The sequence below is a fragment of the Escherichia marmotae genome, assembly GCF_002900365.1.
In the GTDB taxonomy this organism is placed as follows: Bacteria; Pseudomonadota; Gammaproteobacteria; order Enterobacterales; family Enterobacteriaceae; genus Escherichia; species Escherichia marmotae.
In genome coordinates this window covers 2,910,907-2,934,502 of sequence record NZ_CP025979.1, presented here as the reverse complement: position 1 = coordinate 2,934,502, position 23,596 = coordinate 2,910,907, and the positions used below count along the sequence as shown (strand labels likewise).

Below are 23,596 nucleotides of genomic sequence, written 5' to 3'. Positions count from 1 at the left end.
CCCTGGAAGCGAGTCCGGGGGTTTTTGTTTCTGCTGTCTTGCCGGATAAGGTGCATCCGGCATTTATCATTTACAGGAATTTATAGCCTTTTAGCATTTCCTTGATGTCTTCGACGATCGCGTCGTTTGGCATATGAATTGGTCTACGGGTAATACCGGCTTTCACGCCCATCAGGTTTAGTGCTTCCTTCATTACCGCAGGCGCAGTCATTTTTTTAATGGTCATGCGTAGCGAATCCATCTTGTTGCGCTCTTCCTGTGCTTTATCCAGTTCACCGGCCATGAAGTAGTTATATAAATCGACTTCAATAGTAGGCAGAACATTCGACGTTGCAGCAACAGCAGCCACAGAACCTTCTTTAAATGCATCCAGCATTAAGGAGTCTGAGCCATTTAACACCTTAAAGTTTTTATGTTTAGATATTTCCAGATATTGTTTCTGAACTTCAAATTTACCACTGCTATCTTTTATCGCTACGATATTTTCAATATCGGCTAAACGGTTTGCCGTTTCATATTCAATACTCAACCCGGTCTGACCCGGCAAGTTATAAAGAATAATGGGGGCTGTTGTGCTTAAGGCAATATCATAATAGTGGCGGTATAAATCTTCCTGGTTAGGCACCAGGTAGTATGGTGTCACAACGGAAATGTAATCGGCACCTGCATCTACTAAGCGTCTTGTTAATTCAATAGTTTGTTTTGTGCTACAGCAACCCGCGCCTGCACAAATAGTCACTTCATTGCCAACTTCTTCAACTACGGCTTTTGTTAGTTCAACTTTTTCGTCATCGGAGAGCAAATGAAACTCACCGTTCGTTCCGCAAATAAACAAGCCGTGTACGCCTTTATCGACTAACCAACGTGCCATTTTTTTTGCTGCTGAAATGTCCATTTTTTCCATTTCATCGAAAGGCGTTACCATTGCGGTAATAATCCCTTTAAGCTCTTTCATTATTCTTTCTCCAGTTCCTGTAGGACATTTTTAATAGAAATTTGCATGGTGTTATGCTCGGCCTCATTGGTGAATGAAGCAGCATGAGGTGTAATAGAATAATTTTTTAGTTCTTTAATTTTTGCTGAACGTTCCTTCAACTCAATATCTTCGCTGGCAAAGGCTATTTTCTGATTAATAAGTGCGCTATATAAAGATTCTTCATCAACCAATCCCCCCCTTGCTGTGTTAATTAAAATGGCCGAGGGTTTTATTTTATCGAATACCGTCTCGTTGATCAGATTACGAGTATTATCCAGTAACGGCAAATGTAGAGAAAGGATGTTGCTATGATGATAAATATCATCCAGTGATTTAAGCTCTATATAAGATGGAACTTTATTTTTATCGAGATAGGGATCATAGGCGGTGATAATCATTCCAAGAGAATGAGCAATATGGGCAACATGCTGACCAATTGCACCAAGCCCAATTAATCCCAGCGTTTTTTGATATAGCTCATGACCGACAAGCCTGACATCCTGACCATTTCTGGCTTGATTCTCGGTTTCGACATATTTTCGGCAACTGGAGAGCATCATCAGGATGGCCATCTCTGCAACGGAAATAGAATTGGCATTGAGAGCTTTGTGCACTACGATGCCTTTTCTATTCGCGTAATCGACATCTATATTGTCTAACCCTACACCATATTTCGATATAACCTTCAAGTTTTTGGCCTGATCAATCACTTCTCTGTCTAAAGGATCGTTGCCGGTAATAATGGCATCTGCATATTTAATTTTCTCGATGAGTTCTTCCTTGCTATATCGACCTCCACTGGTATTACATTCAACGTCATAACCTGCAGATTGTAGTTTTTCAATATAGACTTTGCCTTTATCAATAAAAGGTCTTGGCGTGATAGTTATCTTTTTCATTTTATAAAACTCCAAAGAAAGAAAACGCCAGGCTTAAAAACAGAATAGTTACCAGAATGCGCAAGAAATGTGGGCCACACTTTTGTATGTAAAAATAAATACCCAACACGGCAATAAGCGGCAACATGTTAGGTACAATTTTATCCAGCATATCCTGCAAGACGATGGTATTACCGCCACCGGTTGTAATGTGCAATGGCGTCTTAATTTTTACATATGTTGCTGAAAGCGCCCCCATCATCAACAACCCGAACATTCCTGCGCCTTCAATGATTCGATGAATGCTACCAGAATGCAGGATTTCCAGGATTGATTCTTTCCCTTTTTTATAGCCGATATTGAGTGCAAATCGACTGGCGAAAAACATGTAAACAACCTGGTAAATCAGGGGGAGAAGTGCGGCAATAACGTATCCCTGAATAACAAACGGGATACAGACACCAATAACAATGGGGCGCAATGTACCAAAGTCTAACGTGTCACCAATACCTGATACAGGCCCCATAAGACCCGTTTTTAAACCCGTAACGAGCTGCGTTGTTGCTTCACGTTGTTCTTCTGGTTCCTGAGCTGCTTTTTCCTCCAGCGCAATACTAATACCAGCGATAACCGATCCCCAGTTCGCCTGAGTGTTGAACATGGTTAAATGGCGTTGTAGGGCTTTAGCGAGATCTTTTTCATCGGGATATAATTTCGCTAATACCCCTGTCATTGCGTTACAAAATGCCAGCGCTTGCAAGCGTTCGAAATTCAAAGATGTTTCAGAGAATGCGTGCCATTTTAGCCAAACAATCTGAACATCTCTTTGCGTAATTGGTGAGGATGCTGAGTATCCTGACTCAATTGTATTATCCATTTTGCGTTCCTTTTGCATTTTGTGACTGCATATATAAGAGGACGGCACAGAGTCCAAAAATAGAGATGCCAATAGTATTCAAACCTGAATAGGTCACGAGGAAAAAGCCGATAATGAACAGAGGGATATATTGTTTTTTACCGATGACAATGATGGTTATTGCGAAACCGAGTGCAGGCAGAATATTACCGGCAATCGCCAGTCCATTCGTCGACCAGGCGGGAAGCAGGTTTACAAAAGAGGCAATGGCATCCGGGCCGTACAAACAGGCGATGAATACCGGTACAAAACGCATCGGAAAGGCTAACAGGAGAGGATATATTGTGGCTGCGCGTTGTATGCCTTTGATATCCCCTTTTTCTGCATAGCGGTCAGCCATGTGGACAAACGTAGTGTTCAGTGTTTTGCGCACGTTTTCCAGAACCACGCCCAGCAATCCCAGAGGAATAGCTAAAGAGATAGCAATTTCTGGTTTAATACCTGCGGTAAGTGCAATTGGGATTGCGATACATGAGGCTAAACCTTCATCGGCAGGAGGGTTTCCACCCGGGGCAATACTCCCGATATAGATCATCTGTAAGGTGGCCCCAACAGATAAAGCGGTTGGCATATCATTAAAGATTAGTCCCATAATAGGCGCTATCGATAATGGCATACGCATAATAGAAAAACCGTACCATACTTTTGCCTGGGATATCCAATATACCAGGGCAATAATTGCTGCGGTAAAAATAGACATAAGTTCCTCTCCTTAATTAAGGTAACTTATTTTTGATTTTTTGTAGGCTGGCAGGATCTTCTTCAGGAATAGTTTGGAAATAAACTTTTATATTCTTATCTTCGATGATTTGAAGTTTGTTGGCATCTTCATGATTGAGTGATATTTGATTGAAAACTATTTTCCTTCCTGGAGTGTTTTCAACGCCGCCGACCTGTAATTCCTCTAGCATTAAACCACCTTGTATGGTTTGTAATGCAGAATCGATCGATTTGAAAAGTATTAATAGCTTTCCTTCATAGAAGTTATTGCTATTCCAGCGCTGTAATACATCTTCAATAGATGTCATTATTACTTCGACGCCACTTGGCGCTGCCATCTTATAGACTTCGGCAAGAAAAGGATCGCGTGATAAAGGGTCATCAATGACAATTATTTTATTAGCATCACTTCTTTTTAACCATTTTGTTATAACTTGTCCATGAATTAAACGGTAATCAATACGGGCATGTACTATACTCATAGTTTATCATCCTTTATTAAAGTAATAAGTTTGAACCATTTCTTTACCCGCATCATGTACATGTTGAACATATTCTTCAAAGGTAAGTATTTCGTCAGAATCCTGTAACATGTTGGCTTCGATTAACATAGCCAAATTGACACCGCTGATACAGCGAATGGGAAAATCTTTAGAAAGAAGGAGGGCAATATTTGATGGCGTTCCGCCATAGATATCTGTGAATATGATCGTATCAATACCAGGCCTGAGTACCGCTTTTACTTGTAGCATAAGTGTTTCAGGTGACATTCCAGGCTGCAGAGAAAGCGACGTGGAATTTTTTGTTTTACCTACAATCATTTCGCTGCTGGATAATAAATAATTCCCAGCTTCACCGTGTGTCAGAATTATAATATCGAACTGATTCAAATGATAAGTTCCTTTTATAGTTATGGCGCGGCTGATAAGAAATAAATATTCATAATTCGAATGCTATGTTTCTTATCATATTAAGGATGAATCCTTGGTCTAAGATTTTATATTAATTCGAATAAATTAAAATGTTAACAGGATCACAGATGGTAGCGTTGGCTAAAATTGCTAATAAACTTTTTGTAATAAATAAGAGGAAGGGGAGGTTATATTTTATTATTTTAGATGATGATTAATATTTTATTTATTCTTGAGCTGAATATCTTATTTAAGATATGCCATAAATATAGCAAATAATATATTAATATACATTTCATGTATTTATAAATATTTAAGCGAAGATATGGTTCTCAATGATGGTAATTTTTGTTATGAATTTGTGGTGTTTCGTCTAAATTTCTCGTTCCAAAATCATAAAAATCGGGTATGTTTTAGCAGAGTATGCTGCTAAGGCACGGGTAGTCATACACAAAACGAAATAAAGTGCTGCACAACAACATCACAATACACGTAATAACCAGAAGAATGGGGATTCTCAGGATGAATATAAAGGGTAAAGCGTTACTGGCAGGATGTATCGCGCTGGCATTCAGCAATATGGCTCTGGCGGAAGATATCAAAGTCGCGGTTGTCGGAGCGATGTCTGGCCCGGTAGCCCAGTATGGTGACCAGGAATTTACTGGCGCAGAGCAGGCAGTTGCGGATATTAACGCCAAAGGCGGCGTTAAAGGCAACAAACTGCAAATCGTAAAATATGACGATGCCTGTGACCCGAAACAGGCGGTAGCGGTGGCGAACAAAGTTGTTAACGACGGCATAAAATATGTGATTGGCCACCTCTGTTCTTCATCAACGCAGCCAGCGTCTGACATCTATGAAGATGAAGGTATTTTAATGATCACCCCAGCGGCAACCGCGCCAGAACTGACCGCGCGTGGCTATAAGTTGATCATGCGCACCACTGGCCTGGACTCTGACCAGGGACCAACAGCGGCGAAATATATTCTTGAGAAAGTGAAACCGCAGCGTATTGCTATCGTTCATGACAAACAGCAGTACGGTGAAGGTCTGGCGCGTGCGGTGCAGGACGGCCTGAAGAAAGGTAACGCTAACGTGGTGTTCTTTGACGGCATCACCGCCGGAGAAAAAGACTTCTCAACCCTGGTGGCGCGTCTGAAGAAAGAGAATATCGACTTCGTTTACTACGGCGGTTACCACCCGGAAATGGGGCAGATCCTGCGTCAGGCACGTGCGGCGGGGTTGAAAACCCAGTTTATGGGGCCGGAAGGTGTGGCTAACGTCTCGCTGTCTAATATCGCGGGCGAGTCAGCGGAAGGTCTGCTGGTGACCAAGCCGAAGAACTACGATCAGGTTCCGGCGAACAAACCAATTGTTGACGCGATCAAAGCGAAAAAACAGGATCCAAGCGGCGCATTCGTGTGGACCACCTACGCGGCACTGCAATCTTTACAGGCGGGTCTGAACCAGTCCGACGATCCGGCTGAGATCGCCAAATACCTGAAAGCGAACCCGGTTGATACGGTGATGGGGCCGCTGACCTGGGATGAGAAAGGCGATCTGAAAGGCTTCGAGTTCGGCGTGTTTGACTGGCACGCTAATGGCACGGCGACCGATGCGAAGTAATCATTAATCGGCAACCCAGGGTTGCCGTCAAATTGCTGATATCAAGTTCATTGCTTCATGCCGGATGCGGCGTAAACGCCTTATCCGGCCTACAAGATCTACAGAAATCAGTAAATTGAAATACACATTGTAGGCCTGATAAGCGTAGCGCATCAGGCAATCCCTCGTTTGTCATCACACCTGAATATTAATGCTTTTCCCAGCCGCCCGGTTGTTCCTTAAATCCCAACGCCTGCATAAACGCCGCCATCACGCTGCGATCTTCCACACCGGCATCCGCCATCCACCAGCATGAAACGCCAGGATTGTTACGTAACACCTCTTCCAGCAGATATTGCCCCACACCGCGTCGGCGGGTGACTTCCCGCACGCGTAGGGAATCCAGTGCCCCCTGAGTGCCGCTTAAGGTTACTCGCACGGCAGCAAGCAGGCGCTCGTTAAAACGCGCGGCGTAGATACGGTGGTTATCGTCAACCTGTAAAGACGCAGGGGAATACTCCGGCCAGATCTTTTGCAGGTCAATCCGGTCCTGGTCGCTAAAATTTTCTAATCGAATGATGGTCAGCTTCATAGGTAACCCGTACAAATTACAAAAGTGGAACCAGTGTAGCGAAATAATTTAATCGGAGGCTTTCTCTTTTTTATTTCTTTTGGCAGGTGATTAATTTTTTTTCAGCAATAATTACAAATTAAAAACATTAGAGAATGAAAATTGTCCAGCATAATCCCCTGAATGGTAGTGAATTATTCCGCCCTTTGTGTCGTTATTTTATGCTGACAACGGCGCTTTTTTCTGTTTATCTATCAATAAATTCAGAATATTATCTGTTCTTAATCGACTGAAAAATAGGGGTTTTAATCGCTATTATCACAAAATACTGCGCTAAACCCTTAATCAGACAGGCAAAACAGCGCAGTATAAAAAAAGAACAGCCAGATTTTTTAATACATAAAAACAAAGCAACACAACATTACGAGTGGGGATTTTGAATAATGAAACGGAATGCGAAAACTATCATCGCAGGGATGATTGCACTGGCAATATCACACACCGCGTTGGCCGACGATATTAAAGTTGCCGTTGTCGGCGCGATGTCTGGCCCGGTTGCCCAGTGGGGCGATATGGAATTTAACGGTGCTCGCCAGGCAATCAAAGACATTAACGCGAAAGGAGGAATTAAAGGCGATAAGCTGGTTGGCGTGGAATATGACGACGCCTGCGATCCGAAACAAGCCGTTGCGGTCGCCAACAAAATCGTTAACGACGGCATTAAATACGTTATTGGTCATCTCTGTTCCTCCTCTACCCAGCCGGCGTCGGACATCTATGAAGACGAAGGTATTCTGATGATCTCGCCGGGGGCGACCAACCCGGAACTGACTCAACGCGGTTATCAACACATCATGCGCACTGCCGGGCTGGGCTCCTCCCAGGGGCCGACTGCCGCGAAATACATTGTTGAGACGGTGAAACCCGAGCGCATCGCCATTATTCACGACAAACAACAGTATGGCGAAGGGCTGGCGCGTTCGGTGCAGGACGCGTTGAAAGCGGCTAATGCCAATATCGTCTTCTTCGACGGCATTACTGCTGGCGAGAAAGATTTCTCCGCGCTGGTTGCCCGCCTGAAAAAAGAAAACATCGACTTCGTTTACTACGGCGGTTACTACCCGGAAATGGGGCAGATGCTGCGCCAGGCTCGTTCCGTCGGCCTGAAAACCCAGTTTATGGGGCCGGAAGGTGTCGGTAACGCGTCGCTGTCGAACATTGCCGGTGATGCTGCCGAAGGTATGTTGGTCACCATGCCAAAACGCTATGACCAGGACCCGGCAAACCAGGGCATTGTTGATGCGCTGAAAGCCGACAAGAAAGATCCAACCGGTCCCTATGTCTGGATTACCTACGCAGCGGTGCAATCTCTGGCGACTGCCCTTGAGCGTACCGGCAGCGATGAACCGCTGGCGTTGGTGAAAGATTTAAAAGCTAACGGTGCTAATACCGTGATTGGGCCGCTGAACTGGGATGAAAAAGGCGATCTGAAGGGATTTGATTTTGGTGTCTTCCAGTGGCACGCCGACGGTTCTTCCACGGCAGCCAAGTAATCATCCCACTGCCCGTGAAAAGCGGGCAGGTTTAGAAAGGTTACCTTATGTCTGAGCAGTTTTTGTATTTCTTGCAGCAGATGTTTAACGGCGTCACGCTGGGCAGTACTTACGCGCTGATTGCCATCGGCTACACCATGGTTTACGGCATTATCGGCATGATCAACTTCGCCCACGGCGAGGTTTATATGATCGGCAGCTACGTCTCGTTTATGATCATCGCTGCGCTGATGATGATGGGCATTGATACCGGCTGGCTGCTGGTGGCGGCGGGATTCGTCGGTGCAATAGTCATTGCCAGCGCTTACGGCTGGAGTATCGAACGGGTAGCGTATCGCCCGGTGCGTAACTCTAAACGTCTGATTGCCCTTATTTCCGCGATTGGCATGTCTATCTTCCTGCAAAACTACGTCAGCCTGACCGAAGGTTCGCGCGACGTGGCGCTGCCCAGCCTGTTTAACGGTCAGTGGATAGTGGGTCATAGCGAAAACTTCTCTGCGTCTATTACCACCATGCAGGCGGTGATCTGGATTGTCACCTTCCTCGCCATGCTGGCGCTGACGATTTTCATTCGCTATTCCCGTATGGGACGCGCGTGTCGTGCCTGCGCGGAAGATCTGAAAATGTCGAGTCTGCTTGGCATTAACACTGACCGGGTGATTGCGCTGACCTTTGTGATTGGCGCAGCGATGGCGGCGGTGGCAGGCGTTCTGCTCGGTCAGTTCTACGGCGTGATTAACCCCTATATTGGCTTTATGGCCGGGATGAAAGCCTTTACTGCTGCGGTACTCGGCGGGATTGGTAGCATTCCGGGGGCGATGATTGGCGGGCTGATCCTGGGGATTGCGGAGGCGCTCTCTTCTGCCTATCTGAGTACGGAATATAAAGATGTGGTTTCATTCGCTTTGCTGATTCTGGTGTTGCTGGTGATGCCGACCGGTATTCTGGGGCGTCCGGAGGTAGAGAAAGTATGAAACCGATGCATATTGCAATGGCGCTGCTCTCTGCCGCCATGTTCTTTGTCCTGGCGGGCGTCTTTATGGGCGTGCAACTGGAGCTGAACGGCACCAAACTGGTGGTCGACACGGCTTCGGATGTCCGTTGGGAATGGGTGTTTATCGGCACGGCGGTGGTCTTTTTCTTTCAGCTTGTGCGACCTGCTTTCCAGAAAGGGTTGAAAAGCGTTTCCGGGCCGAAGTTCATCCTGCCAGCGATTGATGGTTCCACGGTGAAACAGAAGCTGTTCCTCGTGGCGCTGCTGGTGATTGCGGTGGCGTGGCCGTTTATGGTGTCGCGAGGGACGGTGGATATCGCCACTCTGACCATGATCTATATTATCCTCGGCCTCGGGTTGAACGTGGTGGTAGGGCTTTCCGGCCTGCTGGTGCTCGGTTATGGCGGATTTTACGCCATTGGTGCTTACACCTTTGCGCTGCTCAATCACTATTATGGTCTTGGCTTCTGGACCTGTCTGCCGATTGCCGGTCTGATGGCAGCGGCGGCGGGCTTCCTGCTCGGTTTCCCGGTGTTGCGTCTGCGCGGTGATTATCTGGCGATCGTTACTCTCGGCTTCGGTGAAATTGTGCGTATTTTGCTGCTCAATAATACTGAAGTTACCGGCGGTCCGAACGGCATCAGCCAGATCCCTAAACCGACCTTTTTTGGCCTCGAGTTCAGTCGTACTGCCCGTGAAGGCGGCTGGGATACCTTCAGTAATTTCTTTGGCCTGAAATACGATCCGTCCGATCGCGTCATCTTTCTCTACCTGGTGGCCTTGTTGCTGGTGGTGTTTTCCTTATTCGTCATTAATCGCCTGCTGCGGATGCCGCTGGGTCGCGCATGGGAAGCGTTGCGTGAAGATGAAATCGCCTGTCGTTCGCTGGGTTTAAGCCCGCGCCGTATCAAGCTGACAGCCTTTACCATCAGCGCCGCGTTTGCGGGTTTCGCCGGAACGCTGTTTGCTGCGCGCCAGGGCTTTGTCAGCCCGGAATCCTTCACCTTTGCCGAATCGGCATTTGTGCTGGCAATTGTGGTGCTCGGTGGCATGGGGTCACAGTTTGCGGTGATTCTGGCGGCAGTTCTGCTGGTGGTGTCGCGCGAGTTGATGCGTGATTTCAACGAATACAGCATGTTGATGCTCGGTGGCCTGATGGTGCTGATGATGATCTGGCGTCCACAGGGCTTGCTGCCCATGACACGCCCGCAACTGAAGCTGAAGAACGGCGAAGCGAAAGGAGAGCAGGCATGAGTCAGCCATTATTATCTGTTAACGGCCTGATGATGCGCTTCGGCGGCCTGTTGGCGGTGAACAACGTCAATCTCGAGCTGTACCCGCAGGAAATCGTCTCGTTAATCGGCCCTAACGGTGCCGGAAAAACCACGGTCTTCAATTGCCTGACCGGATTCTACAAACCCACCGGCGGCACCATTTTACTGCGCGATCAGCATCTGGAAGGTTTGCCCGGCCAGCAAATTGCCCGCATGGGCGTGGTGCGCACCTTCCAGCATGTGCGTCTGTTCCGTGAAATGACAGTGATTGAAAACCTGCTGGTGGCGCAGCATCAGCAACTAAAAACCGGGCTGTTTTCCGGCCTGTTGAAAACGCCTTCTTTCCGTCGCGCCCAGAGTGAAGCGCTCGACCGCGCCGCAACCTGGCTTGAGCGCATTGGTTTGCTGGAACACGCCAACCGCCAGGCGAGCAACCTGGCCTATGGCGACCAGCGTCGTCTGGAGATTGCCCGCTGCATGGTGACGCAGCCGGAGATTTTAATGCTCGACGAACCGGCGGCAGGTCTTAACCCGAAAGAGACCAAAGAACTGGATGAGCTGATTGCCGAGCTGCGTAATCATCACAACACCACTATCTTGTTGATTGAGCACGATATGAAGCTGGTGATGGGGATTTCAGACAGAATCTACGTGGTTAATCAGGGGACGCCACTGGCAAATGGTACGCCGGAGCAGATCCGTAATAACCCGGACGTGATCCGTGCCTATTTAGGTGAGGCATAAGATGGAAAAAGTCATGTTGTCCTTTGACAAAGTCAGCGCCCACTACGGCAAAATCCAGGCGCTGCATGAGGTGAGCCTGCATATTAATCAGGGAGAGATTGTTACCTTGATTGGTGCGAACGGCGCAGGGAAAACCACCTTGCTCGGTACGTTATGCGGCGACCCGCGCGCCACCAGCGGACGAATTGTGTTTGATGATAAAGACATTACCGACTGGCAGACGGCGAAAATCATGCGTGAAGCAGTGGCGATTGTCCCGGAAGGGCGTCGTGTCTTCTCGCGGATGACGGTGGAAGAGAACCTGGCAATGGGCGGTTTCTTTGCCGAAAGAGATCAGTTTCAGGAGCGCATAAAGTGGGTCTATGAGCTGTTCCCGCGTCTGCATGAGCGCCGTATTCAGCGGGCGGGCACCATGTCCGGCGGTGAACAGCAGATGCTGGCGATTGGTCGTGCACTGATGAGCAATCCGCGTTTGCTGCTGCTTGATGAGCCATCGCTCGGACTGGCACCGATTATCATCCAACAAATCTTCGACACCATCGAGCAGTTGCGCGAGCAGGGAATGACCATCTTCCTCGTCGAACAGAATGCCAATCAGGCGCTGAAGCTGGCAGATCGCGGCTACGTGCTGGAAAACGGTCATGTGGTGCTCTCCGATACCGGCGACGCACTACTGGCGAACGAAGCGGTGAGAAGCGCGTATTTAGGCGGGTAATAACGCGTTGATTGATAAGGAGTCAAAAGACTCCTTTGAGACAGGTGACAAATGTAAAATTGCCTGATGCGCTGCACTTATCAGGCCTATTGGGTGAGTTGCAATATATTGAATTTGCACGATCTTGTAGGCCGTATAAGGCGTTCACGCCGCATCCGGCATGAAACGATAAGCACATTAGCTACAATCTGTAGAGTTTGACTCAGACCTTCTATTTTCCCGCTTATCCGTGCCCCATCTCCCATTTTCCCTCACCCGTACCGTCACCGCCTTGTCATCTTTCTGACACCTTACTATCTTAAAAATGTAACAAAAGAGTTATTTTTCTGTAATTCGAGCATGTCATGTTACCCCGCGAGCATAAAACGCGTGAATTCGCGCATCCGGTACAACAAGAGAGATAATCAATGAAACCGTTACATTATACAGCTTCAGCACTGGCGCTCGGATTGGCGTTAATGGGGAATGCACAGGCCGTGACGACTATTCCGTTCTGGCATTCGATGGAAGGGGAACTGGGTAAAGAGGTGGATTCTCTGGCTCAACGTTTTAACGCCGAAAACCCGGATTACAAAATTGTACCGACCTACAAAGGCAACTACGAACAGAATTTAAGCGCGGGTATCGCAGCATTTCGTACCGGTAACGCGCCGGCTATTTTGCAGGTTTATGAAGTTGGCACCGCCACCATGATGGCGTCGAAAGCGATTAAACCGGTGTATGAAGTATTTAAAGATGCGGGGATTAACTTCGATGAGTCGCAGTTTGTGCCGACGGTTTCAGGCTACTACTCCGACAGCAAAACCGGACATTTACTCTCCCAACCGTTCAACAGCTCGACTCCCGTTCTCTATTACAACAAAGATGCTTTCAAAAAAGCAGGGTTAGACCCGGAGCAGCCGCCGAAAACCTGGCAGGATTTGGCTGACTATGCCGCAAAACTGAAAGCCTCCGGTATGAAGTGCGGCTACGCCAGCGGCTGGCAGGGCTGGATCCAACTGGAAAACTTTAGCGCCTGGAATGGCCTGCCATTTGCCAGCAAAAACAACGGGTTTGACGGCACAGATGCGGTGCTGGAGTTCAACAAGCCGGAGCAGGTGAAACATATCGCCATGCTGGAAGAGATGAACAAGAAGGGCGATTTTAGCTACGTCGGGCGTAAGGATGAATCCACCGAGAAGTTCTATAACGGTGATTGCGCGATGACGACCGCCTCTTCCGGTTCGCTTGCCAACATTCGAGAGTATGCCAAATTCAACTATGGCGTAGGCATGATGCCTTACGACGCCGATGCGAAAGATGCGCCACAAAACGCCATTATCGGCGGAGCCAGCCTGTGGGTGATGCAGGGCAAAGATAAGGATACTTACACCGGTGTGGCGAAGTTCCTCGACTTCCTCGCGAAGCCAGAAAACGCTGCTGAGTGGCATCAGAAAACCGGTTATCTGCCGATCACTAAAGCGGCTTATGACCTGACCCGTGAGCAGGGCTTTTACGAGAAAAACCCAGGAGCGGATACTGCGACGCGTCAGATGCTGAACAAGCCGCCGTTGCCGTATACCAAAGGACTACGTCTGGGCAATATGCCGCAGATCCGCGTAATTGTGGATGAAGAGCTGGAGAGCGTGTGGACCGGTAAGAAGACGCCACAGCAGGCGCTGGATACCGCCGTTGAGCGTGGGAATCAGTTGCTGCGCCGCTTTGAGAAATCGACGAAGTCTTAATCAGTGTAATGTCGGATGCGTTTCGCTTATCTGACCTGGCATCGCGTGTAGGCCGGATAAGCGAAGCGCATCCGGCACAGTTCAGGAATTAACCGTAATGTCATCATCCCGTCCGGTGTTCCGCTCGCGCTGGCTGCCTTATTTGCTGGTCGCGCCGCAGCTCATCATCACCGTTATCTTTTTTATCTGGCCTGCGGGCGAAGCGTTGTGGTACTCGCTACAAAGCGTCGATCCGTTTGGTTTCTCCAGCCAGTTTGTCGGGCTGGATAACTTCGTCACGCTGTTCCATGACAGTTACTATCTCGACTCCTTCTGGACGACGATAAAATTTAGCACCTTTGTCACCGTCAGCGGTTTGCTGGTGTCGCTGTTCTTTGCGGCGCTGGTGGAGTACATCGTGCGCGGCAGCCGTTTCTATCAAACTTTAATGTTGTTGCCGTATGCCGTGGCTCCCGCCGTTGCCGCCGTATTGTGGATCTTCCTGTTTAACCCCGGTCGCGGGCTGATCACTCATTTTCTTGCTGAGTTCGGCTATGACTGGAACCACGCGCAAAACAGCGGCCAGGCGATGTTTCTGGTGGTGTTCGCCTCGGTGTGGAAGCAAATCAGCTACAACTTTCTGTTCTTCTATGCCGCGCTGCAATCCATTCCCCGTTCACTGATCGAAGCGGCGGCCATTGACGGCGCAGGCCCGATTCGCCGCTTCTTTAAGATCGCGTTACCGCTTATCGCTCCGGTGAGTTTCTTTCTGCTGGTGGTTAATCTGGTGTACGCCTTCTTCGACACCTTCCCGGTGATTGATGCCGCTACGTCCGGTGGGCCAGTACAGGCCACTACCACGCTGATTTATAAGATCTACCGCGAAGGCTTTACCGGACTGGATCTGGCTTCGTCTGCCGCGCAGTCGGTGGTGTTGATGTTCCTCGTCATCGTGTTGACGGTGGTGCAGTTCCGCTATGTTGAAAGCAAGGTGCGTTACCAATGATTGAGAACCGTCCGTGGCTGACGATATTCAGCCATACCATGCTGATCCTTGGGATTGCGGTGATCCTCTTCCCGCTGTACGTGGCGTTTGTCGCAGCGACGCTGGATAAACAGGAAGTCTACGCCGCGCCGATGACGCTGATCCCCGGCACGCATCTGCTGGAGAATATCCATAACATTTGGGTAAACGGAGTAGGCACGAATAGCGCGCCATTCTGGCGGATGTTGCTTAACAGTTTCGTGATGGCGTTCAGCATTACGCTGGGCAAAATTACCGTTTCGATGCTCTCGGCATTCGCCATCGTCTGGTTTCGTTTTCCGCTGCGTAACCTCTTCTTCTGGATGATTTTTATTACTCTGATGCTGCCGGTTGAAGTGCGTATTTTCCCGACGGTAGAAGTGATCGCCAATCTGAAGATGCTCGACAGCTACGCAGGTTTAACGCTGCCGCTGATGGCCTCAGCGACCGCTACGTTCCTGTTCCGGCAGTTCTTTATGACGCTGCCGGATGAGCTGGTGGAAGCGGCTCGTATCGACGGTGCGTCACCGATGCGCTTCTTTTGCGACATTGTCTTTCCGCTGTCAAAAACCAATCTGGCGGCGCTGTTTGTGATCACCTTTATCTACGGCTGGAACCAGTATCTGTGGCCGCTGCTGATTATTACCGATGTTGATCTCGGCACCACCGTGGCGGGGATTAAAGGGATGATCGCCACTGGCGAAGGCACGACAGAATGGAACTCGGTGATGGCTGCGATGTTGTTAACCCTGATCCCACCAGTATTGATTGTTTTAGTGATGCAGCGTGCCTTTGTGCGCGGCCTGGTCGATAGTGAGAAATAAGATGGCAGGACTGAAATTACAGGCAGTAACCAAAAGCTGGGATGGCAAAACCCAGGTCATTAAACCGCTGACGCTTGATGTGGCAGACGGTGAATTTATTGTGATGGTTGGGCCGTCTGGCTGCGGAAAATCCACGCTACTGCGCATGGTTGCCGGGCTGGAGCAGGTGACTGAGGGCGATATCTGGATCAACGAGCAGCGCGTAACCGAAATGGAGCCGAAAGATCGCGGGATTGCGATGGTGTTCCAGAACTACGCGCTTTATCCGCATATGAGCGTAGAGGAGAATATGGCGTGGGGGCTGAAAATTCGCGGTATGGGCAAGCAGCAAATTGCTGAACGTGTCAAAGAAGCAGCACGCATTCTCGAACTTGACGGTTTGCTTAAGCGCCGTCCACGCGAGCTTTCTGGCGGTCAGCGTCAGCGTGTGGCGATGGGGCGCGCGATTGTGCGCGATCCGGCGGTGTTCTTGTTTGATGAGCCGCTCTCTAACCTCGATGCCAAGCTGCGCGTACAGATGCGTCTTGAGTTGCAACAGTTACACCGTCGTCTGAAAACGACATCACTCTACGTCACCCACGATCAGGTTGAAGCGATGACCCTCGCCCAGCGAGTGATGGTAATGAACGGCGGCGTTGCCGAACAGATTGGCACGCCGGTTGAAGTGTACGAAAAACCCGCCAGCCTGTTTGTGGCGAGTTTTATCGGCAGTCCGGCGATGAACCTGCTGACAGGTCGCGTGAATAACGAAGGTACGCACTTCGAGCTGGACGGCGGCATCGTACTACCGTTGAACGGTTATTATCGGCAGTATGCCGGGCGTAAAATGACCCTCGGTATCCGCCCGGAACATATTGCGTTAAGCTCGCAGGCAGAAGGCGGCGTGCCGCTGGTGATGGACACGCTGGAGATCCTCGGCGCTGATAATCTGGCGCACGGACGCTGGGGCGATCAGAAGCTGGTGGTACGACTGGCGCATCAGGAACGCCCGACGGCAGGCAGCATGTTGTGGCTGCATTTGCCGGAAAATCAGCTACATCTTTTTGATGGTGAAACAGGACAACGAGTATGAGTAACTGGCCTTATCCCCGCATCGTCGCCCACCGTGGCGGCGGTAAACTTGCCCCGGAAAACACCCTGGCGGCAATCGACGTGGGGGCAAAATACGGTCATAAGATGATCGAATTTGATGCGAAGTTATCGAAAGATGGTGAGATCTTCTTGCTCCATGATGACAACCTCGAACGTACCAGCAACGGCTGGGGCGTCGCGGGCGAACTGAACTGGCAGGATTTACTGCGCGTGGATGCAGGCAGTTGGTACAGCAAAGCGTTTAAAGGTGAGCCGCTGCCGTTGCTTTCGCAGGTGGCGGAACGCTGTCGCGAACACGGGATGATGGCGAATATCGAAATCAAACCCACCACCGGCACCGGGTCGTCGACGGGTAAAATGGTGGCACTGGCGGCACGCGAACTTTGGGCGGAGATGACCCCACCGCTGCTGTCATCGTTTGAGATTGATGCTTTAGAAGCCGCACAATTGGCAGCACCGGAACTGCCGCGCGGTTTGTTGCTTGATGAGTGGCGCGACGACTGGCGCGAACTGACTACGCGGCTGGGCTGCGTCTCTATTCATCTCAATCATAAGTTGCTCGATAAAGCGCGAGTGATGCAGTTGAAAGACGCTGGGTTGCGGATTCTGGTTTATACCGTCAACAGACCCCAGCGAGCGGCAGAGTTGCTGCGCTGGGGCGTGGATTGCATCTGTACTGATGCGATTGACGTGATCGGGCCAAATTTTACGGCCCAATAGTTTTCAACGGAAGGTCAGGCTGCGATGTGCTGGGTGGATTCAGCATGTCGCCGTTTCTCCTCTCTTGCAGCATATGCTGCTGATTCAACGAACTATCCGGATTACGGTTGCCGTTTAACATCCCGCCGTTGTTGTTGGGCAGCATTTGCTGCCGGGCGGGATTTAGCTCCCCCGGCTGTGACTGCAATACCCGCTGCGAGTTGCTGTTAATCTGATTTTCTAAATGCTGCTGTTGTAGTTGCGTCTGAGTTTTCAGTTGCTGATTCAGCATCCCTTTTTGTTGGATTTGCTGAGTCTGCATCTGGGTTTGCATCCGTTGCTGGCTGGGGATTTGATATCCCGGCTGGTTAGGATTATTCAGAGTATTAATGGGCTGTGCAAAGCCGACAAACGGCAGGAGTGCCGTCAAAAGCAGAAGTCGTTTCATCGCGTATCCTCCTCTGAAGATATCCTTTAAGTTTACTCGCTTCCCGGCAAAACGATGATTATTTCAGAGTTATACACCAGGCTTAAGTGGGGAAGGCCCCTCATACAACTGGAGAATAACGATGATAAAACCGACGTTTTTACGCCGGGCGGCGATTGCTACTTTACTTTCAGGATGTTGTTTTAGTGCGGCAGCCGCGCCACCTGCGCCGCCGCCCGTCTCGTATGGCGTGGAGGAGGATGTCTTCCATCCGGTGCGCGCGAAGCAGGGAATGGTGGCTTCTGTCGATGCCACTGCCACTCAGGTGGGAGTAGATATCCTCAAGGAGGGTGGGAATGCCGTGGATGCTGCCGTGGCGGTGGGATATGCGCTGGCGGTAACGCATCCGCAGGCGGGGAATCTGGGGGGCGGTGGTTTTATGCTGATCCGCACTAAAAATGGCAACACCACCGCTATCGACTTCCGCGAAATGGCACCTGCCAAAGCGACCCGCGATATGTTCCTCGATGACCAGGGCAACCCGGACAGTAAAAAATCACTCACTTCGCATCTGGCCTCCGGCACGCCGGGCACGGTAGCAGGTTTCTCGCTGGCGCTGGATAAATACGGCACCATGCCGCTGAACAAAGTGGTTCAGCCCGCGTTTAAACTGGCGCGTGATGGTTTTATCGTTAACGATGCGTTGGCTGACGATCTCAAAACCTATGGTAGCGAAGTGCTGCCGAATCACGAAAACAGCAAGGCTATCTTCTGGAAAGAGGGGGAGCCGCTGAAAAAGGGCGACAAGTTGGTGCAGGCGAACCTGGCAAAGAGCCTGGAGATGATTGCCGAAAATGGCCCGGACGCGTTTTACAAAGGCACAATAGCTGAGCAGATTGCCCAGGAGATGCAGAAAAACGGTGGTTTGATTACCAAAGAGGATTTGGCTGCGTATAAAGCGGTCGAACGCACACCGATTAGTGGCGATTATCGCGGGTATCAGGTTTACTCCATGCCACCGCCATCTTCTGGTGGGATTCATATCGTGCAGATCCTCAATATTCTGGAAAACTTCGATATGAAGAAATATGGCTTTGGTAGCGCTGATGCGATGCAAATCATGGCCGAAGCCGAGAAACATGCCTATGCCGATCGCTCGGAATACCTTGGCGATCCGGATTTTGTCAAAGTACCGTGGCAGGCGCTGACGAATAAGGCCTATGCCAAATCTATTGCCGATCAAATTGATATCAATAAAGCGAAGCCGTCCAGCGAAATTCGCCCCGGCAAGCTTGCGCCTTATGAGAGTAATCAAACCACCCATTATTCAGTGGTGGATAAAGACGGTAACGCGGTGGCGGTGACCTATACGCTGAACACCACCTTCGGTACGGGTATTGTCGCGGGCGAGAGCGGTATTTTGCTTAATAACCAAATGGATGATTTCTCGGCCAAACCGGGCGTACCGAACGTGTACGGGCTGGTAGGCGGTGATGCCAATGCTGTAGGGCCGAACAAGCGCCCGCTGTCATCGATGTCACCAACCATTGTGGTGAAAGATGGCAAAACCTGGCTGGTCACTGGCAGCCCTGGCGGTAGCCGAATTATCACCACCGTGCTGCAAATGGTAGTGAACAGTATCGATTATGGAATGAACGTCGCTGAAGCGACTAATGCGCCGCGTTTCCACCATCAGTGGTTGCCGGACGAGTTGCGAGTGGAGAAAGGATTTAGCCCGGATACGCTCAAGCTACTGGAAGCAAAAGGCCAGAAAGTGGCGCTGAAAGAAGCGATGGGCAGCACGCAAAGCATTATGGTTGCTCCGGACGGTGAGTTGTACGGCGCATCTGATCCACGTTCGGTAGATGATTTAACGGCGGGGTATTAATATGTTAAGCCCTCTCCCGGTAGGTGAGGGCTTAAATGACAAACTTAGATTGCAAATTTTCTATTTCACCCGCGCCATATAATACACATCAATATATTCACCGTTTCGCAATGCGTACTTCTTGCCAGTTCCTTCAATCTCAAAGCCGTATTTTTTATAGACCTTAATTGCCGGGGCGTTGTCGACAAACACCGTTAGCTCAATGCGATCTACCCGCAACCAGTTGTCGCACATTTCAATCATCTCTTGCATCAGGGCACTGGCGACGCCGCGATTCTTCCAGCGGGAGTCGACGCAGATACCAAAATCGGCAACATGACTGCGACGCGGGCGTTGCTGTACGTCAATGGTAAGATGACCTACGACGTTTCCATCAATACAGGCGACGAGTTGCTTGATGCCGGGATGCCCGACGAGTCGCTCCTGCCACATATGAGCGGAAGGATGAGGCACCTGTAGCGTGTTGTAATACACCTCCGGCTGGGCGTGAATCTGCCGAATAGCCTCGTAATCGCGCGTTTCAGCGTGGCGTATCACTATCTCATTCATTCCTCTGTCCTCTTTGGTGTAAATGTCCCTTTCAACATCATTGACTTTCAAAAGCGAGTCAAATGCATTTTTTTGCAAAAAGTGTTGGACAAGCGCGAATGAGAATGATTATTATTGTCTCGCGATCAGGAAGACCCTCGCGGAGAACCTGAAAGCACGACATTGCTCACATTGCTTCCAGTATTACTTAGCCAGCCGGGTGCTGGCTTTTTTTTGCTTTCGTTTCAGCCAGGCTGACTTGCTATTTTGCCCACGGGAAGTGCTCGTGTTGAGACAAATGCAAAATTGCCTGATGCGCTACGCTTATCAGGCCTACAAACCGATGCCATTTTGTGTAGGCCGGATAAGGCGTTCACGCCGCATCCGGCATGATCAAAGTGCACTTTGCCAACAATCTGACGTACTGAAACACAGGCATAGGAACCACGTCCGCTTTGCGCTAAGGTGTCACTAACCACCTTAAAAAGGACGAAACTATGGTCATTAACTGCGCCTTCATTGGCTTCGGTAAAAGCACCACCCGTTACCATCTGCCGTATGTACTTAACCGCAAGGATAGCTGGCATGTCGCGCATATTTTTCGCCGCCATGCCAGGCCGGAAGAACAGGCTCCCATCTATTCCCATATTCATTTCACCAGCGATCTCGACGAAGTATTAAATGATCCCGACGTTAAGCTGGTTGTCGTCTGCACCCATGCTGACAGCCACTTCGAGTATGCGAAGCGCGCGCTGGAGGCCGGAAAAAATGTGCTGGTCGAAAAACCGTTCACCCCTACGCTTGCGCAAGCGAAAGAGCTGTTTGCGCTGGCAAAAAGTAAAGGGCTGACCGTCACGCCGTATCAGAATCGTCGCTTTGACTCCTGCTTCCTGACGGCGAAAAAAGCGATTGAAAGCGGCAAGCTGGGAGAGATTGTCGAAGTGGAAAGCCATTTTGACTACTACCGCCCGGTGGCAGAAACTAAATCCGGACTACCGCAAGATGGCGCGTTCTATGGTCTTGGCGTGCATACCCTCGACCAGATTATTTCACTGTTTGGTCGCCCGGATCATGTGGCTTACGATATTCGCAGCCTGCGTAATAAAGCCAATCCGGACGACACTTTCGAAGCGCAGTTGTTTTATGGTGATTTGAAAGCCATCGTCAAAACCAGCCATTTGGTGAAAATCGATTATCCGAAATTTATCGTTCACGGTAAGAAAGGTACATTTATTAAATACGGTATTGACCAGCAGGAAACCAGCCTGAAGGCTAATATTATGCCGGGCGAAGCGGGATTCGCGGCGGATGATTCGGTCGGTGTGCTGGAGTATGTCAATGACGAGGGCGTTACGGTAAGAGAGGAAATGAAGCCGGAAGTGGGAGATTACGGACGCGTCTACGATGCGCTGTATCAAACCATTACTACCGGTGCGCCAAATTACGTCAAGGAATCTGAAGTTCTTACTAATCTGGAAATCCTTGAGCGCGGTTTTGAGCAAGCTTCACCCTCCACGGTAACTCTCGCGAAGTAAGTTTTATGCCCCCTCAAATAGTTCAATTTTTTTGAACAGAGGGGTCAATTTTCACCCTCTATCATCCCGGACGGATCGGGTCCACACTAAGCCCATCAAATCATTCAGGGGGCGAATACAAATGATCTACTTACGCAAAGCAAATGAACGTGGCCATGCGAATCATGGCTGGCTGGACTCCTGGCACACTTTCTCTTTTGCCAACTATTACGATCCGAACTTTATGGGCTTCTCCGCGCTGCGTGTGATTAACGACGACGTGATTGAAGCAGGGCAGGGCTTCGGCACTCACCCACATAAAGATATGGAAATTTTGACCTATGTGCTGGAAGGTGCGGTTGAGCATCAGGACAGCATGGGGAACAAAGAACAGGTTCCGGCGGGCGAGTTTCAGATTATGAGTGCGGGTACGGGTATTCGTCACTCAGAGTACAACCCAAGTAGCACCGAGCGTCTGCATCTGTATCAGATCTGGATCATGCCGGAAGAAAACGGCATTACGCCGCGTTATGAACAGCGTCGCTTCGATGCCGTACAGGGCAAACAACTGGTGCTCTCGCCGGATGCGCGTGACGGTTCGTTGAAAGTGCATCAGGATATGGAGCTGTACCGCTGGGCGCTGGTGAAAGATGAACAGTCAATACATCAGATTGCCGCTGAACGCCGCGTCTGGATCCAGGTGGTGAAAGGCAACGTCACCATTAACGGCGTAAAAGCCTCGACCAGCGATGGCCTGGCAATTTGGGATGAGCAGGCGATATCCATCCACGCCGATAGCGACAGTGAAATTCTGCTGTTCGATTTACCGCCAGTCTAAATTTATCTCACAAACCTTCCCGAGGAATCGGGAAGGTTCTGATGCGTCCGTGGTAAACTAAAGGAATCTATCCCTTTTGTACCTTTCAGGACGATGAAAAAGAAAAGACCCGTACTTCAGGATGTGGCTGATCGTGTAGGCGTGACTAAAATGACGGTCAGTCGTTTTTTACGCAACCCGGAGCAAGTCTCCGTCGCCCTGCGCGGCAAGATCGCTGCCGCTCTTGATGAACTGGGTTATATTCCCAATCGCGCACCCGATATCCTCTCAAACGCCACCAGTCGGGCGATTGGCGTCCTGCTACCTTCTCTGACTAACCAGGTTTTTGCCGAAGTGTTACGCGGAATTGAAAGCGTTACCGACGCACACGGTTATCAAACCATGTTGGCTCACTACGGTTATAAACCGGAAATGGAGCAAGAACGCCTCGAATCGATGCTCTCGTGGAATATCGACGGGCTGATCCTCACCGAACGTACCCACACGCCGCGCACATTAAAGATGATTGAAGTGGCAGGTATTCCGGTGGTGGAACTGATGGACAGCCAGTCGCCGTGTCTCGATATCGCCGTCGGATTTAATAACTTTGAAGCGGCACGGCAGATGACCGCCGCTATCATTGCCCGTGGGCATCGTCATGTGGCTTATCTTGGTGCGCGCCTCGATGAACGTACTATCATCAAACAGAAGGGATATGAGCAGGCGATGCTGGATGCCGGCTTGGTGCCGTATAGCGTGATGGTCGAGCAATCCTCTTCTTACTCTTCTGGTATTGAACTGATTCGCCAGGCGCGGCGGGAATATCCGCAGTTAGATGGCGTGTTCTGTACCAACGATGACCTGGCCGTTGGCGCGGCATTTGAATGTCAGCGCCTGGGGCTGAAAATCCCTGATGATATGGCGATCGCCGGTTTCCACGGTCACGATATTGGTCAGGTGATGGAGCCACGGTTGGCGAGCGTGCTGACGCCGCGTGAGCGGATGGGCAGCATTGGCGCTGAGCGCCTGCTGGCGCGTATTCGTGGCGAAGCGGTGACACCGAAAATGTTAGATTTAGGTTTCACCTTGTCACCGGGCGGATCTATTTAAGCTCACAAATTTGAAGTAGCTCACACTTATACACTTAAGGCACGGATGGATATTGCTTCTGTTTTTGTCCGGTCGGATAATGTTACCGATAACAGTTACCCGTAACATTTTTA

The 23,596-nt window shown here is 49.9% G+C and carries 24 protein-coding genes; 15 read left to right on the top strand and 9 right to left on the bottom strand.

Annotation, left to right across the window (positions count from 1 at the left end; translation table 11 throughout):
- Positions 1-70: 70 nt before the first annotated feature.
- Genes dapA through C1192_RS15205 form a run of 6 tightly spaced genes read right to left on the bottom strand, consistent with a single transcriptional unit; the run spans position 71 to position 4,380 of the window.
- Entirely contained in the window at positions 71-955 is an 885-nt protein-coding gene (dapA, locus tag C1192_RS15230) for a 4-hydroxy-tetrahydrodipicolinate synthase (RefSeq protein WP_001517269.1), read from the bottom strand.
- The gene (locus C1192_RS15225; protein ID WP_038354351.1) at positions 955-1,875 is read right to left on the bottom strand and encodes a phosphoglycerate dehydrogenase; all 921 of its coding nucleotides are present in this window, start codon (positions 1,873-1,875) and stop codon (positions 955-957) included. Before C1192_RS15225 ends, dapA begins: the two co-directional genes overlap by 1 nt.
- Before the next feature lies 1 nt (position 1,876).
- Positions 1,877-2,731: a PTS system mannose/fructose/sorbose family transporter subunit IID gene (locus C1192_RS15220; RefSeq protein ID WP_000370586.1), complete on the bottom strand. Its 855-nt coding sequence runs from the start codon at positions 2,729-2,731 to the stop codon at positions 1,877-1,879.
- Positions 2,724-3,470: a PTS mannose/fructose/sorbose/N-acetylgalactosamine transporter subunit IIC gene (locus C1192_RS15215; protein ID WP_000021881.1), complete on the bottom strand. Its 747-nt coding sequence runs from the start codon at positions 3,468-3,470 to the stop codon at positions 2,724-2,726. Before C1192_RS15215 ends, C1192_RS15220 begins: the two co-directional genes overlap by 8 nt.
- Before the next feature lie 16 nt (positions 3,471-3,486).
- Positions 3,487-3,972, bottom strand: coding sequence for a PTS sugar transporter subunit IIB (locus C1192_RS15210; protein ID WP_038354350.1), 486 nt, complete (start codon positions 3,970-3,972; stop codon positions 3,487-3,489).
- A gap of 6 nt (positions 3,973-3,978) precedes the next feature.
- The gene (locus tag C1192_RS15205) at positions 3,979-4,380 is read right to left on the bottom strand and encodes a PTS sugar transporter subunit IIA (RefSeq protein ID WP_038354349.1); all 402 of its coding nucleotides are present in this window, start codon (positions 4,378-4,380) and stop codon (positions 3,979-3,981) included.
- A 543-nt stretch (positions 4,381-4,923) separates the two neighbouring features.
- Between C1192_RS15205 and livJ the strand changes: the two genes are divergently transcribed.
- Complete coding sequence (livJ, locus tag C1192_RS15200) at positions 4,924-6,027, top strand: branched chain amino acid ABC transporter substrate-binding protein LivJ (protein ID WP_010381090.1); 1,104 nt, start codon at positions 4,924-4,926, stop codon at positions 6,025-6,027.
- 187 nt (positions 6,028-6,214) lie between these two features.
- On the opposite strand, the gene panM is transcribed toward livJ, so the two are convergent.
- Positions 6,215-6,598 carry an aspartate 1-decarboxylase autocleavage activator PanM gene (gene panM / locus C1192_RS15195; RefSeq protein WP_000778773.1) on the bottom strand — a complete coding sequence of 128 codons (384 nt, stop codon included), beginning with the start codon at positions 6,596-6,598 and terminating at the stop codon, positions 6,215-6,217.
- A gap of 422 nt (positions 6,599-7,020) precedes the next feature.
- On the opposite strand from panM, the gene livK reads away from it, so the two are divergent.
- The 10 genes from livK to ugpQ all read left to right on the top strand — a co-directional run bounded on the left by livK (position 7,021) and on the right by ugpQ (position 17,220).
- On the top strand, positions 7,021-8,130 hold the full coding sequence (gene livK, locus C1192_RS15190) for a high-affinity branched-chain amino acid ABC transporter substrate-binding protein LivK (protein ID WP_038354348.1): 1,110 nt from the start codon (positions 7,021-7,023) through the stop codon (positions 8,128-8,130).
- 47 nt (positions 8,131-8,177) lie between these two features.
- On the top strand, positions 8,178-9,104 hold the full coding sequence (livH, locus tag C1192_RS15185) for a high-affinity branched-chain amino acid ABC transporter permease LivH (RefSeq protein ID WP_038354347.1): 927 nt from the start codon (positions 8,178-8,180) through the stop codon (positions 9,102-9,104).
- Positions 9,101-10,378, top strand: a complete 1,278-nt coding sequence (gene livM / locus C1192_RS15180) for a branched chain amino acid ABC transporter permease LivM (protein WP_038354346.1) — start codon at positions 9,101-9,103, stop codon at positions 10,376-10,378. Before livH ends, livM begins: the two co-directional genes overlap by 4 nt.
- Entirely contained in the window at positions 10,375-11,142 is a 768-nt protein-coding gene (gene livG / locus C1192_RS15175; RefSeq protein ID WP_000082101.1) for a high-affinity branched-chain amino acid ABC transporter ATP-binding protein LivG, read from the top strand. The genes livM and livG overlap by 4 nt, the downstream gene beginning before the upstream one ends.
- Before the next feature lies 1 nt (position 11,143).
- Positions 11,144-11,857: a high-affinity branched-chain amino acid ABC transporter ATP-binding protein LivF gene (gene livF / locus C1192_RS15170; protein WP_000416891.1), complete on the top strand. Its 714-nt coding sequence runs from the start codon at positions 11,144-11,146 to the stop codon at positions 11,855-11,857.
- A 407-nt stretch (positions 11,858-12,264) separates the two neighbouring features.
- On the top strand, positions 12,265-13,581 hold the full coding sequence (ugpB, locus tag C1192_RS15165; protein WP_000803211.1) for a sn-glycerol-3-phosphate ABC transporter substrate-binding protein UgpB: 1,317 nt from the start codon (positions 12,265-12,267) through the stop codon (positions 13,579-13,581).
- 97 nt (positions 13,582-13,678) lie between these two features.
- Complete coding sequence (gene ugpA, locus C1192_RS15160; RefSeq protein WP_000099289.1) at positions 13,679-14,566, top strand: sn-glycerol-3-phosphate ABC transporter permease UgpA; 888 nt, start codon at positions 13,679-13,681, stop codon at positions 14,564-14,566.
- Positions 14,563-15,408, top strand: coding sequence for a sn-glycerol-3-phosphate ABC transporter permease UgpE (ugpE, locus tag C1192_RS15155; RefSeq protein ID WP_000572182.1), 846 nt, complete (start codon positions 14,563-14,565; stop codon positions 15,406-15,408). Before ugpA ends, ugpE begins: the two co-directional genes overlap by 4 nt.
- Before the next feature lies 1 nt (position 15,409).
- Complete coding sequence (gene ugpC / locus C1192_RS15150; RefSeq protein ID WP_000907767.1) at positions 15,410-16,480, top strand: sn-glycerol 3-phosphate ABC transporter ATP binding protein UgpC; 1,071 nt, start codon at positions 15,410-15,412, stop codon at positions 16,478-16,480.
- Entirely contained in the window at positions 16,477-17,220 is a 744-nt protein-coding gene (ugpQ, locus tag C1192_RS15145; protein ID WP_001517261.1) for a glycerophosphodiester phosphodiesterase, read from the top strand. The genes ugpC and ugpQ overlap by 4 nt, the downstream gene beginning before the upstream one ends.
- Here ugpQ and C1192_RS15140 read toward each other — a convergent pair.
- On the bottom strand, positions 17,207-17,647 hold the full coding sequence (locus C1192_RS15140) for a DUF2756 family protein (RefSeq protein ID WP_000826135.1): 441 nt from the start codon (positions 17,645-17,647) through the stop codon (positions 17,207-17,209). The genes ugpQ and C1192_RS15140 overlap by 14 nt on opposite strands.
- Before the next feature lie 121 nt (positions 17,648-17,768).
- Here C1192_RS15140 and ggt point away from each other — a divergent pair, with 121 nt between their 5' ends.
- Positions 17,769-19,514, top strand: a complete 1,746-nt coding sequence (gene ggt / locus C1192_RS15135) for a gamma-glutamyltransferase (RefSeq protein ID WP_000595054.1) — start codon at positions 17,769-17,771, stop codon at positions 19,512-19,514.
- Between the two features lie 60 nt (positions 19,515-19,574).
- Here the strand turns inward: ggt and yhhY are convergent, their stop codons facing one another.
- Positions 19,575-20,063 carry an N-acetyltransferase gene (gene yhhY, locus C1192_RS15130; RefSeq protein WP_038354345.1) on the bottom strand — a complete coding sequence of 163 codons (489 nt, stop codon included), beginning with the start codon at positions 20,061-20,063 and terminating at the stop codon, positions 19,575-19,577.
- A 476-nt stretch (positions 20,064-20,539) separates the two neighbouring features.
- On the opposite strand from yhhY, the gene C1192_RS15125 reads away from it, so the two are divergent.
- The 3 genes from C1192_RS15125 to gntR all read left to right on the top strand — a co-directional run bounded on the left by C1192_RS15125 (position 20,540) and on the right by gntR (position 23,483).
- Positions 20,540-21,577, top strand: a complete 1,038-nt coding sequence (locus tag C1192_RS15125; protein WP_016262629.1) for an oxidoreductase — start codon at positions 20,540-20,542, stop codon at positions 21,575-21,577.
- Between the two features lie 121 nt (positions 21,578-21,698).
- Positions 21,699-22,394 carry a quercetin 2,3-dioxygenase gene (gene yhhW, locus C1192_RS15120; protein ID WP_016249303.1) on the top strand — a complete coding sequence of 232 codons (696 nt, stop codon included), beginning with the start codon at positions 21,699-21,701 and terminating at the stop codon, positions 22,392-22,394.
- A gap of 93 nt (positions 22,395-22,487) precedes the next feature.
- Positions 22,488-23,483 carry a gluconate operon transcriptional repressor GntR gene (gntR, locus tag C1192_RS15115; RefSeq protein WP_000730265.1) on the top strand — a complete coding sequence of 332 codons (996 nt, stop codon included), beginning with the start codon at positions 22,488-22,490 and terminating at the stop codon, positions 23,481-23,483.
- Positions 23,484-23,596 lie beyond the last annotated feature (113 nt).

Bases quoted from the DNA above. Each gene is read 5' to 3' on its own strand.
- ugpA (WP_000099289.1), top strand. From the start codon at position 13,679: ATGTCATCATCCCGTCCGGTGTTCCGCTCGCGCTGGCTGCCTTATTTG.
- livF (WP_000416891.1), top strand. From the start codon at position 11,144: ATGGAAAAAGTCATGTTGTCCTTTGACAAAGTCAGCGCCCACTACGGC.
- livK (WP_038354348.1), top strand. From the start codon at position 7,021: ATGAAACGGAATGCGAAAACTATCATCGCAGGGATGATTGCACTGGCA.
- ugpE (WP_000572182.1), top strand. From the start codon at position 14,563: ATGATTGAGAACCGTCCGTGGCTGACGATATTCAGCCATACCATGCTG.
- livG (WP_000082101.1), top strand. From the start codon at position 10,375: ATGAGTCAGCCATTATTATCTGTTAACGGCCTGATGATGCGCTTCGGC.
- livH (WP_038354347.1), top strand. From the start codon at position 8,178: ATGTCTGAGCAGTTTTTGTATTTCTTGCAGCAGATGTTTAACGGCGTC.
- ugpB (WP_000803211.1), top strand. From the start codon at position 12,265: ATGAAACCGTTACATTATACAGCTTCAGCACTGGCGCTCGGATTGGCG.
- panM (WP_000778773.1), bottom strand. From the start codon at position 6,598: ATGAAGCTGACCATCATTCGATTAGAAAATTTTAGCGACCAGGACCGG.
- C1192_RS15220 (WP_000370586.1), bottom strand. From the start codon at position 2,731: ATGGATAATACAATTGAGTCAGGATACTCAGCATCCTCACCAATTACG.
- livJ (WP_010381090.1), top strand. From the start codon at position 4,924: ATGAATATAAAGGGTAAAGCGTTACTGGCAGGATGTATCGCGCTGGCA.
- yhhW (WP_016249303.1), top strand. From the start codon at position 21,699: ATGATCTACTTACGCAAAGCAAATGAACGTGGCCATGCGAATCATGGC.
- C1192_RS15225 (WP_038354351.1), bottom strand. From the start codon at position 1,875: ATGAAAAAGATAACTATCACGCCAAGACCTTTTATTGATAAAGGCAAA.
- ugpC (WP_000907767.1), top strand. From the start codon at position 15,410: ATGGCAGGACTGAAATTACAGGCAGTAACCAAAAGCTGGGATGGCAAA.
- ggt (WP_000595054.1), top strand. From the start codon at position 17,769: ATGATAAAACCGACGTTTTTACGCCGGGCGGCGATTGCTACTTTACTT.
- C1192_RS15125 (WP_016262629.1), top strand. From the start codon at position 20,540: ATGGTCATTAACTGCGCCTTCATTGGCTTCGGTAAAAGCACCACCCGT.
- C1192_RS15210 (WP_038354350.1), bottom strand. From the start codon at position 3,972: ATGAGTATAGTACATGCCCGTATTGATTACCGTTTAATTCATGGACAA.
- gntR (WP_000730265.1), top strand. From the start codon at position 22,488: ATGAAAAAGAAAAGACCCGTACTTCAGGATGTGGCTGATCGTGTAGGC.
- dapA (WP_001517269.1), bottom strand. From the start codon at position 955: ATGAAAGAGCTTAAAGGGATTATTACCGCAATGGTAACGCCTTTCGAT.
- C1192_RS15140 (WP_000826135.1), bottom strand. From the start codon at position 17,647: ATGAAACGACTTCTGCTTTTGACGGCACTCCTGCCGTTTGTCGGCTTT.
- ugpQ (WP_001517261.1), top strand. From the start codon at position 16,477: ATGAGTAACTGGCCTTATCCCCGCATCGTCGCCCACCGTGGCGGCGGT.
- yhhY (WP_038354345.1), bottom strand. From the start codon at position 20,063: ATGAATGAGATAGTGATACGCCACGCTGAAACGCGCGATTACGAGGCT.
- livM (WP_038354346.1), top strand. From the start codon at position 9,101: ATGAAACCGATGCATATTGCAATGGCGCTGCTCTCTGCCGCCATGTTC.
- C1192_RS15215 (WP_000021881.1), bottom strand. From the start codon at position 3,470: ATGTCTATTTTTACCGCAGCAATTATTGCCCTGGTATATTGGATATCC.